The 13,091-nt window shown below is 74.0% G+C and carries 17 protein-coding genes and 1 riboswitch; of the genes, 9 read left to right on the top strand and 8 right to left on the bottom strand.

Features of this window, described 5'->3' with window-relative positions; genetic code table 11:
• Positions 1-58 precede the first annotated feature (58 nt).
• Positions 59-859, top strand: coding sequence for an alpha/beta hydrolase (locus tag ACIA8O_RS05940; protein WP_396292321.1), 801 nt, complete (start codon positions 59-61; stop codon positions 857-859).
• A 16-nt stretch (positions 860-875) separates the two neighbouring features.
• Entirely contained in the window at positions 876-1,472 is a 597-nt protein-coding gene (locus ACIA8O_RS05935; RefSeq protein ID WP_396292320.1) for a hypothetical protein, read from the top strand.
• A gap of 72 nt (positions 1,473-1,544) precedes the next feature.
• Here ACIA8O_RS05935 and ACIA8O_RS05930 read toward each other — a convergent pair whose 3' ends face one another.
• Entirely contained in the window at positions 1,545-1,748 is a 204-nt protein-coding gene (locus ACIA8O_RS05930; protein WP_345697933.1) for a cold-shock protein, read from the bottom strand.
• 164 nt (positions 1,749-1,912) lie between these two features.
• On the opposite strand from ACIA8O_RS05930, the gene ACIA8O_RS05925 reads away from it, so the two are divergent.
• Positions 1,913-2,140 (top strand): hypothetical protein, encoded by a 228-nt coding sequence (locus ACIA8O_RS05925; RefSeq protein WP_396292319.1) that lies wholly within the window; start codon positions 1,913-1,915, stop codon positions 2,138-2,140.
• A gap of 2 nt (positions 2,141-2,142) precedes the next feature.
• Here ACIA8O_RS05925 and ACIA8O_RS05920 read toward each other — a convergent pair whose 3' ends face one another.
• The 6 genes from ACIA8O_RS05920 to ACIA8O_RS05895 all read right to left on the bottom strand — a co-directional run bounded on the left by ACIA8O_RS05920 (position 2,143) and on the right by ACIA8O_RS05895 (position 6,085).
• Positions 2,143-2,913, bottom strand: a complete 771-nt coding sequence (locus ACIA8O_RS05920; RefSeq protein WP_396292318.1) for an endonuclease/exonuclease/phosphatase family protein — start codon at positions 2,911-2,913, stop codon at positions 2,143-2,145.
• 10 nt (positions 2,914-2,923) lie between these two features.
• Positions 2,924-3,379, bottom strand: coding sequence for a hypothetical protein (locus tag ACIA8O_RS05915; protein ID WP_396292317.1), 456 nt, complete (start codon positions 3,377-3,379; stop codon positions 2,924-2,926).
• Positions 3,380-3,446: 67 nt separating this feature from the next.
• A complete protein-coding gene (locus tag ACIA8O_RS05910; RefSeq protein ID WP_396292316.1) occupies positions 3,447-4,244 on the bottom strand; it encodes a thiazole synthase in 798 nt (265 codons plus the stop codon).
• Between the two features lie 2 nt (positions 4,245-4,246).
• The gene (gene thiS, locus ACIA8O_RS05905) at positions 4,247-4,456 is read right to left on the bottom strand and encodes a sulfur carrier protein ThiS (protein ID WP_396292315.1); all 210 of its coding nucleotides are present in this window, start codon (positions 4,454-4,456) and stop codon (positions 4,247-4,249) included.
• Entirely contained in the window at positions 4,453-5,604 is a 1,152-nt protein-coding gene (gene thiO / locus ACIA8O_RS05900; RefSeq protein WP_396292314.1) for a glycine oxidase ThiO, read from the bottom strand. Before thiO ends, thiS begins: the two co-directional genes overlap by 4 nt.
• Positions 5,598-5,710: riboswitch (TPP riboswitch) on the bottom strand. Its footprint overlaps the gene before it by 7 nt.
• A 66-nt stretch (positions 5,711-5,776) precedes the next feature.
• A complete protein-coding gene (locus tag ACIA8O_RS05895; RefSeq protein ID WP_396292313.1) occupies positions 5,777-6,085 on the bottom strand; it encodes an ArsR/SmtB family transcription factor in 309 nt (102 codons plus the stop codon).
• Between the two features lie 139 nt (positions 6,086-6,224).
• Here ACIA8O_RS05895 and ACIA8O_RS05890 point away from each other — a divergent pair, with 139 nt between their 5' ends.
• The 5 genes from ACIA8O_RS05890 (at position 6,225) to ACIA8O_RS05870 (ending at position 10,602) form a co-directional block, all read left to right on the top strand.
• Complete coding sequence (locus ACIA8O_RS05890; protein WP_396292312.1) at positions 6,225-7,238, top strand: zinc-dependent alcohol dehydrogenase family protein; 1,014 nt, start codon at positions 6,225-6,227, stop codon at positions 7,236-7,238.
• A gap of 217 nt (positions 7,239-7,455) precedes the next feature.
• On the top strand, positions 7,456-8,631 hold the full coding sequence (locus tag ACIA8O_RS05885; RefSeq protein ID WP_396292311.1) for an NAD(P)/FAD-dependent oxidoreductase: 1,176 nt from the start codon (positions 7,456-7,458) through the stop codon (positions 8,629-8,631).
• Between the two features lie 33 nt (positions 8,632-8,664).
• Positions 8,665-9,030, top strand: a complete 366-nt coding sequence (locus ACIA8O_RS05880; protein WP_396292310.1) for an Rv2175c family DNA-binding protein — start codon at positions 8,665-8,667, stop codon at positions 9,028-9,030.
• Positions 9,030-9,668 carry a thiamine phosphate synthase gene (thiE, locus tag ACIA8O_RS05875; protein ID WP_396292309.1) on the top strand — a complete coding sequence of 213 codons (639 nt, stop codon included), beginning with the start codon at positions 9,030-9,032 and terminating at the stop codon, positions 9,666-9,668. The genes ACIA8O_RS05880 and thiE overlap by 1 nt, the downstream gene beginning before the upstream one ends.
• 166 nt (positions 9,669-9,834) lie before the next feature.
• Complete coding sequence (locus ACIA8O_RS05870; RefSeq protein ID WP_396292308.1) at positions 9,835-10,602, top strand: polysaccharide deacetylase family protein; 768 nt, start codon at positions 9,835-9,837, stop codon at positions 10,600-10,602.
• Positions 10,603-10,642: 40 nt separating this feature from the next.
• On the opposite strand, the gene ACIA8O_RS05865 is transcribed toward ACIA8O_RS05870, so the two are convergent.
• A complete protein-coding gene (locus ACIA8O_RS05865; RefSeq protein WP_396292307.1) occupies positions 10,643-11,749 on the bottom strand; it encodes a polyprenyl synthetase family protein in 1,107 nt (368 codons plus the stop codon).
• A gap of 220 nt (positions 11,750-11,969) precedes the next feature.
• On the opposite strand from ACIA8O_RS05865, the gene metF reads away from it, so the two are divergent.
• Entirely contained in the window at positions 11,970-12,884 is a 915-nt protein-coding gene (gene metF / locus ACIA8O_RS05860; protein WP_396292306.1) for a methylenetetrahydrofolate reductase [NAD(P)H], read from the top strand.
• Positions 12,885-13,091: the final 207 nt, after the last annotated feature.

Genomic DNA, 13,091 nt, shown 5'->3' with positions numbered 1-13,091 from the left:
GGGACGATTCGAGCGCCCGTTCCCGAACGTTCGCGTCCGAGTCGCCGAGGAGCCCACGATGCCGCCGATGCCCGGTGCCGAACCGTTCCACCGGGAGGGCGGGCCGGTCGGTGTGCTGTTCGTCCACGGCTTCACGGGCTCGCCGCAGTCGATGCGACCCTGGGCCGAGGAGTTCGCCGCCGCCGGGTACACCGTCTCGCTCCCGCTGCTCCCCGGCCACGGCACCCGCTGGCAGGACATGCAGGTGACGCGGTGGGAGGACTGGTACGCCGAGGTGGACCGGGCCTTCCGGGAGCTGGCGGCCACCTGCGAGCGGGTCTTCGTCTGCGCGCTCTCGATGGGCGGCGCGCTGGCCCTGCGGCTGGCCGCCCGGCACGGCTCGGCGCTGGCCGGTCTGGTGCTCGTCAACCCGTCCGTGCGCTCCGACAACCCCGCAAGTGTGTTGTTGCCGGTGATCCGTCACCTGGTGCCCAGCCTGCCGGGGGTGGCGAACGACATCGCCAAGCCGGGTGCGCACGAACTCGGTTACGACCGGACGCCGTTGCATGCTGCCTGGTCACTGGCCCGGCTCTGGAGGACGGTGCAGGCGGAGCTGCCGGACGTCCGCCAGCCGGTGCTGCTGCTGCACAGTCCGCAGGACCACGTGGTCTCTCCGGCCAACTCCGAGCTGGTGCTGGCCCGGATATCCTCGACCGATGTGACCGAGCTGCTCTGCGAGCGCAGCTACCACGTGGCCACGCTGGACCACGACGCCGGACTGATCGTCGAGTCGAGCCTCGACTTCGTCCGGCGGCTGACCCCGGCCGCCGTCGTGGAGGCGCGCGGCGTGGACGTGAGTGCCGAGGACCACCTGGGCTGAAGGGCCGGCAGTGCAGATGAACAACACCGCGGGCGACGACGAGGAACTGCCCCTGGACGGCAAGGCGAAGCCCGAGCCGTCGGGCGGGTCCGACGCGCCCGCGCGCCGTCCGGTCGGAGGCAGCCAGGCCGAGCAGGACGCGATCTTCGCGGCGCTGGTGGCCCAGTTCGACGATCCGGTCGACCTGACCAACCCGGACTGGCCCGAGATCGAGAACGTCCGGGCCAAGGAGACCAAGGCCCGCGAGGTCCGGCAGGACCTGCCCGGCGGCGCCGACGGCCTGGAGGAGTTCGCCCCGCAGCCGCGCCGCCGCCCGGAGGCGCCCGGCCCCCGCGACTACGTGGCCGCCGAGGACCCGGACGAGGGCCACTTCGTGCCGCCGGAGCCGCCGCCGCTGCCCTCCCTGGACACCACCGCCCGGTTCGCCTGGCTCGCGGTGCTCGGCGGGCCGGCCCTGCTGCTCTTCGACGTGCTGGTCTGGCGCGAGGTCTCCGGCTGGCCGGCCTGGGTGGGCGTCAGCGCCTTCCTGGGCGGCTTCGCCACCCTGGTGATCCGGATGAAGGACCGGGACGAGGACGAGCCGGAGGACCCGCACGGCGGGGCCGTGGTCTGACCGGGCGCCGGGTCCGGACGTGCCGGAGGGCCCGCCCCGGGATGTTCTCCCGGGACGGGCCCTCCGTGGGTGTTACAGCGGGCGGATGTTCTCGGCCTGCGGGCCCTTCTGGCCCTGCGTGACGTCGAACTCGACCTTCTGGCCCTCGAGCAGCTCACGGAAGCCGTTGGCCTGGATGTTCGAGTAGTGGGCGAAGACGTCCGGGCCGCCACCCTCCTGCTCGATGAAGCCGAAGCCCTTCTCCGAGTTGAACCACTTGACGGTGCCGTTAGCCATGGAATCTCCGTTCGAGGAGGCCCGCCAGAAACAGAAAATGCGCCTCCGGTCACAACCGGTAGGCGCACACCACGTTCATGGGAACCAAGAATTGCAAGTACCTCGACCATAGCAGAGACGCCGGTGGGGGTCAGGACGGCGCGCGACGGCGCATACTGGCGGGGATGACCAATTCAGGAGCAGGACGCCGCGCACTGCCCACCAGTCCCTTCAAGTCCCAACCCGAGCCCGTGCCCAAGGAGTTCGCCGTGGGCGACCGGGTCTCCCACGACCAGTACGGCCTCGGCCGGGTGATCGCCGTCGAGACCGGCCCGGAGCGGGCCGCCCTGGTCGACTGCGGTGACCGCAAGGTACGGGTCTGCGCCCCGTACACCCGGCTGTTCAAGCTCTGACGTCAAGCTCCGACGGCGGGCACCCGGACGGCCGCCAGCAGCGGCAGGTGGTCGGTGGCGGCCACCAGGTCGGCCTGGGAGACGCCCGGGAGGCCGTGGGGGACGCCGCAGGCCAGCACCTCCACGCCCGGGGTGGCGAAGAGCGCGTCGATCCGCTGGTGCGGGTCGGAGGGGACGGAGGTGTTGGTGCCGCCCCAGGGGGCGGTGGCGTGGCCGTCCTGGTAGCGCTCGGCCATCCGGCGCCAGCCCGGCCCGTCCGGGTGCTCGTTGAAGTCCCCGGCCACGAAGCCCTCCTCGCCGGGCCCGAACTGCCCGGGCAGCAGCGCGAACTGGCGCAGCCGCTCGTCCGGGTCGAGGCTCAGGTGGCAGCTGGTCACGGTGAACGGGGCGGAGCCGCCGATCCGCACCCGGGCGGTGGCGAAGCCGCGCGCGTGCAGGCCCCGGGTCTTCGGCAGCAGCCGGTCGCGGACCTCCAGCACGTCCACCGAGAGCCGTCCGAGCAGCAGCGGCCCGGCGGCGGCCCGGCCGCCGCCGGAGAGGACCACCAGCCCGCTGCGGGCGGCCAGCCGGGCCGCCTGCCCCTCGGGGCGCCAGTACCGCGGCGACTCCTGGACGCAGACCACGTCCGCCGCGCAGGCCCGGACCACCCGTACCAGGGCGTCCCGGTCGTCCCGCAGCGAGCGCACGTTGTAGCTCAGCACCCGGACCGTACGGGACCCGTCGGGCCCGGTCCCGGACTCCGGCAACGGAGGAAGCAGGTTCGGTCGGCTCACCCGGCCGATGCTACCGACGCGGCTCGCCGCAGGGGCCGTACTCCTGACTCTCGACGCGCGCCGTGTAGTCGTTGCCCACCTTGACGTAGAGGGCGGCCGGGCCGGCCGCGTAGTCGCGCGCGAAGTCGCCGGTCCACGGGAAGAAGCCGTCGAAGGCGACCCGGTAGCACCAGCCCGGGTCCACCCGGAGGGTGTCCCAGTCCTGGCCCGGCGGGGTCTGCCGGCCCGGCGGGACGGTCGTCCAGCGCTGCTCGGACTCGGCGGAGGCGCAGGCGGGCCGACGGGCCGTCAGGCCGCCGGTGGACTGGCCGCCCACGCAGTAGTTGCGCCCGGCGGTGAACGGGCGGTCGCTGTCGTTGACGCTCTCCGAGCAGACGCCGGTGCAGCCGCCGCCGGGCAGCGGCACCGCGACGGCGCCCGCCAGGGCGAGCGCCAGCGCGGCGGCGACCGTCACTGTTCGGTGCATCGGCTCTCCCGTCCCGGCGTCGAGTGACCCCGCCAGGATAGGAGCCGCCGGCTGCGGCCGGCTCCGGTCAGAAGGCGGGGCGCTCCCGGGTGTCCAGGTCGGCCCGGCCGGCCATCGCGGAGGAGGCCTCGGCGTGGAAGCGGCGCGGGATGCGGCCGGCCCGGTACGCCAGGCGGCCGGCCTCGGCGGCGTGCCGCATCGCCTCGGCCATCAGCACCGGCTGCTGGGCCCGGGTGACGGCGGAGGCCAGCATGACGGCGGCGCAGCCGAGTTCCATCGCCAGCGCCACGTCGGAGGCGGTGCCGGCGCCCGCGTCCAGGATCACCGGGACGTTGGCGCTCTCCACGATCAGCTGGAAGTTGTGCGGGTTGCGGATGCCCAGGCCGGAGCCGATCGGGGAGCCGAGCGGCATCACGGCCGCGCAGCCGACGTCCTCCAGCTTGCGGGCCAGCACCGGGTCGTCGTTGGTGTACGGCAGCACGGTGAAGCCGTCGTCCACCAAGGTCTCGGCGGCGTCCAGGAGTTCGACCGGGTCGGGCAGCAGGGTGCGCTCGTCGGCGATCACCTCCAGCTTCACCCAGTCGGTGCCGAGCGCCTCGCGGGCCAGGCGGGCGGTGAGCACGGCCTCCCCGGCGGTGTAGCAGCCAGCCGTGTTCGGCAGCACCTGGATGCCGTTGCGGGTCAGCACGTCCAGCACGGAGCCCTGGGTGCCCGGGTCGACCCGGCGCATCGCCACGGTGGTCAGCTGGGTGCCGGAGGCGAGCAGTGCCTGCTCCAGCACCTCCAGGCTGGGGGCGCCACCGGTGCCCATGATGAGGCGGGAGTCGAAGGCCGTCCCGGCGATGACGAGTCGGTCGTCTGCCACGGTCAGCCTCCCTGCACGGCGGTGAGGATCTCCACCCGGTCGCCCGGGCTGAGCACGGTCGCGTTCCACGAACTGCGCGGCACCACGGCCTCGTTGACGGCGGCGGCGACCCCGCCGGACGAGGCGCTGAGCTGGCTGACCACGGTGTCCAGGGTGGTGGCGGCGGGCACCTCGCGGGCCTCGCCGTTGACGGTCAGGGGGATCTGGTTCATGCGGCGGCCTTCGGGGCGAAGCGGCTGGGGGAGAAGGGAGCGGCCAGCGCGGGCACCGCGCCGGTGGACAGGTAGTCGGCGGTCAGGTCGGCGGTGACCGGGGTGAGCAGCACCCCGTTGCGGTAGTGGCCGGTGGCGGCGACCAGGCCGGGCAGGGCGGTCGGGCCGAGCAGCGGGGCGTTGTCCGGCGAGCCGGGGCGCAGGCCCGCACCGGTCTCCACCAGCGGGAGTTCGGTCAGGCCGGGCACCAACTCGTGGGCGTCGCGCAGCAGTTCGTAGACCCCGCCGGCGGTGACGGTGGTGTCGTAGCCCTGCTCCTCGCTGGTCGCCCCGATCACCAGCTCGCCGTCCGCGCGCGGCACCAGGTAGATGTGCTGCCCGCGCACCACGGCCCGGACGTTGCGGGAGAGGAACGGCGCGTACGCCGAGGGCACCCGCAGCCGCAGTACCTGCCCCTTCACCGGCCGCACCGGCGGCAGCAGGCCCTCCGGCAGGCCGGGCAGGCGGTGGCTCTGCGGCCCGGCGGCCAGCACCAGTTGGGCCGCCGCCACCTCCTCGCCGGAGCTGAGCCGGGCGCCGGCGGCCCGGCCGCCCCGGACCAGCAGCTCGACGGCGGCGGAGCGGACCAGCTGCACGTTGGAGCGCTCGCAGGCCAGCACCAGCGCGGCGGCCAGCCGGCGGCCGTCCACCTGGTGGTCGCCGGTCACGTGCAGGCCGCCGCGCACGCCGGGGGCCAGCATCGGTTCGAGCTTGCGGGCCTCCCGGCCGGTCAGCCAGTGCGACTCCAGGCCGAGGCGCTGCTGGAACGCGTGCAGCTCGCGCAGCTCCTCCCGGTCGTCGGAGTCGAGCGCCACCGCGAGGGTGCCGGTCCGGCGGTAGCCGGTCTCCAGGTCGGTGAGGTCGGTGAGCTCGGCGACGAAGTCCGCGTAGCGGTCGTTGGACGCCATCCCGAGGCGTAGCAGCGGCTCCTCGCCGTACTGCAGCTCGGTGACGGGGGCCAGCATGCCCGCCGCGACCTGCGCCGCGCCGCGGCCGGGCTCGGGGTCCACCACGGTGACGGCCAGGCCGCGCTGGGCGGTCCGCCAGGCGACCGCGAGGCCGATGATGCCGCCGCCGATCACCAGGACGTCGGTCTCGGTGCGTGTCAAAGCCCTGCACTCCCTTCGCCGGAATGACCCGGATCAGGTTCGGACGGTCGCAGGCCGTCTCAGCCCGCCTCTCAGCCCGGTGCACCGGGCTCCCGTGGATACCGACCCACCATATCCCCGCCCGGGTCGCCGACCGAAGAGCGAGTTCACGGAGTGAGAGCGCCCGCGGGCACTACGCCCCGGCGGCGAGCAGGGCCGGGAGGAGGCCGGGGAAGCGGGACTCCAGGTCCTCGGTGCGCAGGACGTTGAGCTTGGTGGTGCCCGCGTAGGTCTGGCGGATCAGACCGGCCTCGCGCAGGACGTTGAAGTGGTGGGTGAGGGTCGAGCGGGAGACGGCGGCGTCGAAGGTGCCGCAGCTCATCCCGTCCGCCGCCTCGGACAGCTGTGTGACGATCCGCCGTCTGACCGGGTCGACCAGGGCCTCCAGGACCTGTTGCAGCGTCAGGTCGGCCGGATCGGGGTGCTCCAGGGTGCGGACCACGGTGACTCCTCGGGTGGGTGGGTAGGCCCCATCGTACGGCCGCCGCCCCGTGAGTTCGATGCCCATCAAAGTTTGACGGCCATCGAAATTCATGGTGGGGTCGTCACCGAGCAGATCCGGCAGAAGGAGAGGCCAACCCATGGCACGGCACGTCCAGTTCGACGAGATCGGCGGCCCCGAGGTCCTGACGGTGCGCGAGGTGGAGCTCCGGGCCCCCGGCCCCGGCGAGGCGAGGATCCGGGTGGACGCGATCGGCCTCAACCGGGCCGAGGTGATGTTCCGTTCGGGCGGGTACTTCCTCCGGCCGACCTTCCCCTCCGGCCTCGGGGCCGAGGCCGCCGGCGTGGTCGAGGAGCTCGGCCCGGACGTCACCGGCTTCGCCCCGGGGGACCGGGTCGGCGTCGTCCCGGCCTTCCCGCAGAACCTCTACGGCACCTACGGCGACCACGTGATCGTCCCGGCGCACGCCCTGGTGCCCGCCCCCGCCGGCCTCGACCCGGTGGCCGGCGCGGCGGTCTGGATGGCCTACCTCACGGCGTACGGTGCCCTCGCCGAGAACTCCCCGGTCCTGCCCGGCGACCACGTCCTGATCACCGCCGCCTCCAGCAGCGTCGGCCTGGCCGCGATCCAGACGGTCCGTCACCTCGGGGCGGTGCCCATCGCCACCACCCGCGGCGAGGCCAAGCGCAAGGCCCTGCTGGCGGCCGGCGCCGAACACGTGATCGTCACCGACCGGGAGGACCTCCCGGCCCGGGTGGCCGCGATCACCGGCGGCCGAGGCGTCCGGCTCGCCTTCGACCCCGTCGCCGGGCCCGGGGTCAACACCCTCGCCCGGGCCGTCGCCCCCGGCGGGCAACTGGTGGTCTACGGACGGCTCGACCCGCGCCCCACCCCGCTGCCCAACGCCGACGAGTACCCCGCCCTGAGCACCCGCACCTACACCCTCTTCGAGGTCACCTCCGACCCGGAGCGGCTGCGGCGCGGCGTCGCCTTCGTCACGGCCGGCCTGCGCAGCGGCTCGCTCGCCCCGGTGGTGGACCGCACCTTCGACCTGGCGGACATCGCCGAGGCCCACCGCTACATGGAGGCCAACTCCCACGTCGGCAAGATCGTCGTCACGGTGCCGCACCAGGTGGTGCCGGGGGATCGGTGACGGCGGCGTTCGGCAGGGCAGTGACCCAGGGGCGCGGGGAACTGCGCGAGTACGGAAGGCGGATCGGCGTGAGATCGGGGCACGTCAGCCGGTTGCACGTGCTGCCGTACCCCCGCGCGCCCCGCGGCGGAGCCGCAGATCGGCAGAGCCCCGCGCCCCCGGTGTGACCACTTGCGTTCCGGGGTGACCACTTGCGCTCCGTCGGTAGGGTGGGCGGGTGGAGCTGACGGGTAGTGGGCGGGCGGTCGTGGTCGGGAGCGGCATGGCGGGGGCGCAGTGCGCGCTCGCGCTGCGGGCCGGTGGCTGGGACGGGCCGGTGACGCTGCTCGGGGCGGAGGAGCACGCGCCGTACGACCGCCCGCCGCTCTCCAAGGACGTGCTGCTCGGCCGTACCGAGTCCACCACCCTGGACGTCGACTGGTCCGGTGTGGAGCTGCTCCCGGGCCACCGGGCCACCGGCCTCGTCCCGGGTGCGCTCCGCACCGACCGGGGCGAACTCGGCTACGACGCCCTGGTGTTGGCCACCGGCGCCAAGCCGGTGACCCTCCCGGGGGCCCGCACCCTCCGTACCGTCGAGGACGCCCACGCGCTGCGCGAGCGGCTCCGGCCGGGCCGCCGCCTGGTGCTGGTCGGGGCCGGCTGGATCGGTGCCGAGACGGCGACGGTGGCCCGGCGGCTCGGCTGCGAGGTGACGGTGGTGGAGGCCGCCGCCACCCCGGTGGCCGGGGCGCTGCCCGCGGAGATCGGTGCCCTGATGGCCCGTTGGTACGCCGAGGCCGGCGTCGAGCTGCGCTGCGGGGTGGGCGTCGCCGCGGTGGAGCCGGGCGCGGTGCTGCTCGCGGACGGCACCGAACTGGCCGCCGACGAGGTGGTGGTGGGCATCGGCGCCCGCCCGGCCACCGGCTGGCTGGCCGGGACGGGGGTCGAACTCGACCACGCCGGGGCCGTGCTGACGGACGACCGGCTGCGCACCTCGCTGCCCGGGGTCTGGGCGGCGGGGGACTGCGTCTCCTACCCCTCGGCCCGGCTGGGTGTCCGGCTGAACACCCAGCACTGGGACCACGCCCTGCAGTCGGGCCGGGCGGTGGCCGCCGCGCTGCTGGGGGCGGACGCCCCGTACGACCCGGTGCCGTACTTCTGGTCGGAGCAGTTCGGCCGGATGGTGCAGTTCGCCGGGCGGCACGCGGAGGGGGACGAGCCGGTGTGGCGCGGCTCGCCGGACGAGGCCGGCTGGACGGTGCTCTGGCTGCGCGAGGGGCGACTGACCGGGCTGCTGGCGGTGGACCGGCCGCGCGACACCGGGCAGGCGAAGAAGCTGATCGAGCGCGGCGCGGTGCTGGACCCGGCGCTGGCCGCCGACCCGGCCGTGCAGCTGAAGGCCGCGCTGGGTTAGGGCGCGCGGGCCCGAGGTGGCAGTCTTGGTGCCGTGAGTGAGAACGAGTCCAAGATCGAATCCCTGGTCCGCGAGTGGACCTACCTGCCCGACATCTGCGAGCGCTGGGGCGTGCAGGTCACCGAGGTCCGCGACATGGTGCGGTCCGGCAAGCTGATCGCGGTGCGCCGCGGCCCGAACAAGTCGCTCCAGGTGCCCGCCGCGTTCATCGCGGACGACGGCCTGGTGAAGCACCTGTCCGGCACCCTGACGCTGCTGCGGGACGCCAAGTTCACCGACGAGGAGATCATCGAGTGGCTGTTCACCGAGCAGCCCTCGCTGCCCGGCAGCCCGATCGAGGCCCTGGTGGAGAACCGCGGCACCGAGGTCAAGCGCCGTGCCCAGGCGGAGCTGATCTGATGGACCGCCGTCAGCAGCTGGCCGACGCGCGGCTCTACCTCTGCACGGACGCCCGCCGCGAGCAGGGCGACCTCCCGGAGTTCCTCGACGCGGTGCTGGCCAACGGCGTGGACATCGTGCAGCTGCGGGACAAGGGGCTGGAGGCGAAGCAGGAGCTGGAGTACCTGGAGGTCTTCGCCGACGCGGCCCGCCGGCACGGCAAGCTGTTCGCGGTGAACGACCGGGCCGACGTCGCGCACGCGGCCCGCCCGGACGTGCTGCACCTCGGGCAGGACGACCTGCCCGTCCCGGCCGCCCGGGCGATCCTCGGCGAGGACGTGCTGTTCGGCCGCTCCTGCCACGCCGAGTCCGAGGTGGACGCGGCCGTCGCCGAGCCCGGCGTGGACTACTTCTGCACCGGCCCGGTCTGGCCGACGCCGACCAAGCCCGGCCGGTACGCCCCCGGCCTCGGCCTGGTCTCGTACGCCGCCAAGGCGGTGACGGACCGTCCGTGGTTCGCCATCGGCGGCATCGACCTGTCCAACCTGGACCAGGTGCTGGAGGCCGGCGCCACCCGGATCGTGGTGGTGCGCGCCATCACCGCGGCCGAGGACCCGGGCGCCGCCGCGGCCGAACTGGCCCGCCGCGTACGGCAGTAGTACCCGCGACACCCCGACCGGCCGCCCGCAGCCCGCTGCGGGCGGCCGGTCGTTCGCGTGAAGGGGTGTGACGCACGCGGCAGTTCGGGAACGTCGGAACCGTTGGCACTCTTTGGGCGTATTTGTCACCGTGGACGAACGAGTCGGTGGCAAGGGGAGCGTGACGATGACGGGTGCTCGCGGGCGTGGCATACGGATCGCGGCGGCGACGGCGGTCGCCGCCGCCCTGGTGGTGGTCACCGGGGTGGTCGCCGACCAGGCACTGGGCAGCAAGGGAGGGCCGGCGGCCGCGCCGAGCCAGGCCCCGAGCCCGGTGGCCGTGGTGGACCCGTCGATCGTGCACGCCTCCGAGGACCCGGGGAGGACCGTCAACCTCACCATCGACGACGGGCCGGACCCGGTCTGGACGCCGAAGATCCTCGGCCTGCTCCAGCAGCACCACGCCAAGGCCGTCTTCTGCATGGTCGGCCCCAACGCCAAGGCCCACCCGGACCTGGTCAAGCAGGTGGTGGCGGCCGGGTACCGGCTCTGCGACCACTCGGTGCACCACGACACCACCATGGACAAGAAGCCGGCCGCCTACCAGGAGAGCGAGATCCTGGACGCCCAGCGGATGATCGAGCAGGCCGCCGGCGACGGCGCGAAGGTGGAGTACTACCGCGCCCCCGGCGGGGCCTTCACCCCCGAGAGCCGGAAGACCGCCGCCGAGCACGGCATGCGGCCGCTCGGCTGGAACGTCGACCCCGACGACTGGAAGCGCCCCGGAGTGGACGCCATCGTCTCCGCCGTCCAGAACGGCCTGGCCAAGGGCACCGGCCCGACCGTGCTCTTCCACGACGGCGGCGGCGACCGCTCGCAGACCTACCAGGCGTTGGAGCGCCTGCTGCCCTGGTTCGAGCAGCAGGGCTACGCGTACAGCTACCCGCAGCGCTGAGGCGGCCCCCCGCCGGGCCGGCCGCCAGTACCTGCGGCCGTCAGTACTTGCGGACGGTGGCCGCCTCGGCCAGCGCGAGCAGCACCGAACGGGCCGGGCCGGCCGCCAGCGGGGCCGCGTCCAGGGCGGCCAGCGACTGGGCCATCAGCTCGTCGATCCGGTGCTCCACCAGCTCGGCCGCGCCGCTGCGCTCCACCAGGCGGCGCAGCACCGGCACCTCCTCGGCCGTCAGGTCCGGGGCGCCGAGCCGCTCGTCCAGGTGCCGGGCGTCGGCGGGGGAGAGGCCGCGCATCGCGTGCGCGACCAGCAGGGTCCGCTTGCCCTCGCGCAGGTCGTCCCCGGCCGGCTTGCCGGTGACCGCCGGGTCGCCGAAGACCCCGAGCAGATCGTCCCGGAGCTGGAAGGCCTCGCCCAGCGGCAGCCCGAACTCCGAGTAGGCGGAGACCAGTTCGGGCCCGGCCCCGGCCAGCAGCGCACCGACCTGGAGCGGGCGCTCGATGGTGTACTTCGCCGACTTGTAGTGCAGTACGGTCTGCGCCCGCTCCAGCGCCTGCCCGTCCGCGGAGTCCCCGGCGACCGGCTCCAGCACGTCCAGGTACTGACCGACCATCACCTCGGTGCGCATCAGGTCGAAGGCGGGCTTGGCCGCCAGCACCCGCTCGGCCGGCAGACCGGAGCGCAGGAACAGCTCGTCGCACCAGATCAGCAGCAGGTCGCCGAGCAGCACCGCCGCCGAGGCCCCGTACTGCTCCCGGTCGCCGCGCCAGCCGCTGGCCCGGTGCAGCGCCTCGAAGCGCCGGTGGATCGACGGCAGGCCGCGCCGGGTGTCGCTGCGGTCCATCAGGTCGTCGTGCACCAGGGCACTGGCCTGGAGCAGCTCCAGCGCCGCCGCCGCCCGGGCGATCCCCTCGCCCTCGGCGCCGCCGCCGGCCCCGCGCCAGCCCCAGTAGCAGAACGCCGGGCGCAGCCGCTTGCCGCCGTCGAGCAGGAACTCCCGCAGTGCGTCGGCGACCGGCCCGAGCTGGGCCGAGACGGTGCCGAGCAGCTCGGCCTGCTCGGTCATGAAGACCGCGAGCGCCGCGTTGACTCGCTCGCGGACGGACTCGGTCTCCAGGGGGCTGACCGGCCGGGCGGTGGGCGTGGGCACGATGGGACTCCGGATCACTCGGTTGACGATCAGCCTAACCGGGCGGCCGTCGACCGCCGTGCCGGACCCGTCCGCCGGACGGCCGGACGGGGCGTCCACCGGAGGCCCGGACACGGGTCCGTCGAACGGCCGATCGGCCCGTCCAGCGGGCGGATCGAACGCGTCTCAGCTGGTGGACGACGTTTGCGGGGCCGTTCGCACCCACGGCTACTCTGCCAGCATGGCTCTCGGCATCCCGTCCACCCGCACCGACCGGGCAGAGACCGTCCGCGACCTCCTGGCGGCCGGTGACCGGTCCTTCTCCTTCGAGTTCATGCCGCCCCGCACCGAGGTCGGCGAGTCCAAGTTGTGGGACGCGATCCGCCGGGTCGAGGCCCTCGACCCCAACTTCGTCTGCATGACGTACGGCGCCGGAGGCTCCTCCCGCGGACGGACCGTCAACCTGGTCGGCCGGATCGCCACCGAGACCACCCTGACGCCCGTCGCCCACCTCACCGCGGTGGACCACTCGATCGCCGAGCTGCGCAACATCATCGGCCAGTACGCCGACCAGGGCGTGCGCAACGTCCTCGCGGTCCGCGGCGACCCGCCCGGCGACCCCGAAGGCGAGTGGGTCCGCCACCCGCAGGGGGTCGAGTACGCCTACCAGCTGGTCGAGCTGATCAAGGGCATCGGGGACTTCTGCGTCGGCGTGGCCGCCTTCCCCAACATGCACCCGCGCTCCGAGAACTGGGACGAGGACATCCGGCACTTCGTGGCCAAGTGCCGCGCGGGGGCCGACTACGCGATCACCCAGATGTTCTTCGAGGTCGAGGACTACCTGCGGCTGCGCGACCGGGTCGAGGCGGCGGGCTGCTCGACGCCGATCATCCCGGAGATCATGCCGGTCACCAACATCCGCCAGCTCACCCGCTTCCCCCAGCTCTCCGGGTCGGACTTCCCGCCCGCACTCAAGGACCGCTTCCTGGCCGTCGCCGACGACCCGGACGCGGTGCGGGCGGTGGGGATCGAGCACGCCACCTCGATGGCGGAGCGGCTCCTCGCGGAGGGGGCACCGGGGCTGCACTTCATCACGCTGAACCACTCGACCTCGACGCTGGAGATCTACCAGAACCTCGGCCTGCACCGGCGCTGAAAGGGTCGCCTGCCCGGCGGGGTGGCCGGCGGAACCGGTCACACCGGGGGCGCGGGACTCTGCTGGTCTGCGGCTCCGCCGCGTGGGCGCGAAGCGGCAGGCAACGATCCGATCGCCGGGTACGGAGGTCTGTCGGTACCTCGGGGGTCGGGTGCGGGGTGGTGGTCACCCCGGGGCACGACGGCAGGCCACGGGTCCGGTCACCGA

The sequence above is a fragment of the Kitasatospora sp. NPDC051853 genome (assembly GCF_044452665.1).
Lineage (GTDB): Bacteria > Actinomycetota > Actinomycetes > Streptomycetales > Streptomycetaceae > Kitasatospora.
The sequence above is the reverse complement of the archived record's forward strand: the minus strand, read 5'-3'. Positions and strand labels throughout refer to the sequence as shown.

What these genes read in the sequence shown, in the direction of transcription:
- ACIA8O_RS05940 (WP_396292321.1), top strand. Translation starts at nt 59, where the DNA reads ATGCCGCCGATGCCCGGTGCCGAACCGTTCCACCGGGAGGGCGGGCCG.
- ACIA8O_RS05935 (WP_396292320.1), top strand. Translation starts at nt 876, where the DNA reads ATGAACAACACCGCGGGCGACGACGAGGAACTGCCCCTGGACGGCAAG.
- ACIA8O_RS05930 (WP_345697933.1), bottom strand. Translation starts at nt 1,748, where the DNA reads ATGGCTAACGGCACCGTCAAGTGGTTCAACTCGGAGAAGGGCTTCGGC.
- ACIA8O_RS05925 (WP_396292319.1), top strand. Translation starts at nt 1,913, where the DNA reads ATGACCAATTCAGGAGCAGGACGCCGCGCACTGCCCACCAGTCCCTTC.
- ACIA8O_RS05915 (WP_396292317.1), bottom strand. Translation starts at nt 3,379, where the DNA reads ATGCACCGAACAGTGACGGTCGCCGCCGCGCTGGCGCTCGCCCTGGCG.
- thiS (WP_396292315.1), bottom strand. Translation starts at nt 4,456, where the DNA reads ATGAACCAGATCCCCCTGACCGTCAACGGCGAGGCCCGCGAGGTGCCC.
- ACIA8O_RS05890 (WP_396292312.1), top strand. Translation starts at nt 6,225, where the DNA reads ATGGCACGGCACGTCCAGTTCGACGAGATCGGCGGCCCCGAGGTCCTG.
- thiE (WP_396292309.1), top strand. Translation starts at nt 9,030, where the DNA reads ATGGACCGCCGTCAGCAGCTGGCCGACGCGCGGCTCTACCTCTGCACG.
- ACIA8O_RS05870 (WP_396292308.1), top strand. Translation starts at nt 9,835, where the DNA reads ATGACGGGTGCTCGCGGGCGTGGCATACGGATCGCGGCGGCGACGGCG.
- metF (WP_396292306.1), top strand. Translation starts at nt 11,970, where the DNA reads ATGGCTCTCGGCATCCCGTCCACCCGCACCGACCGGGCAGAGACCGTC.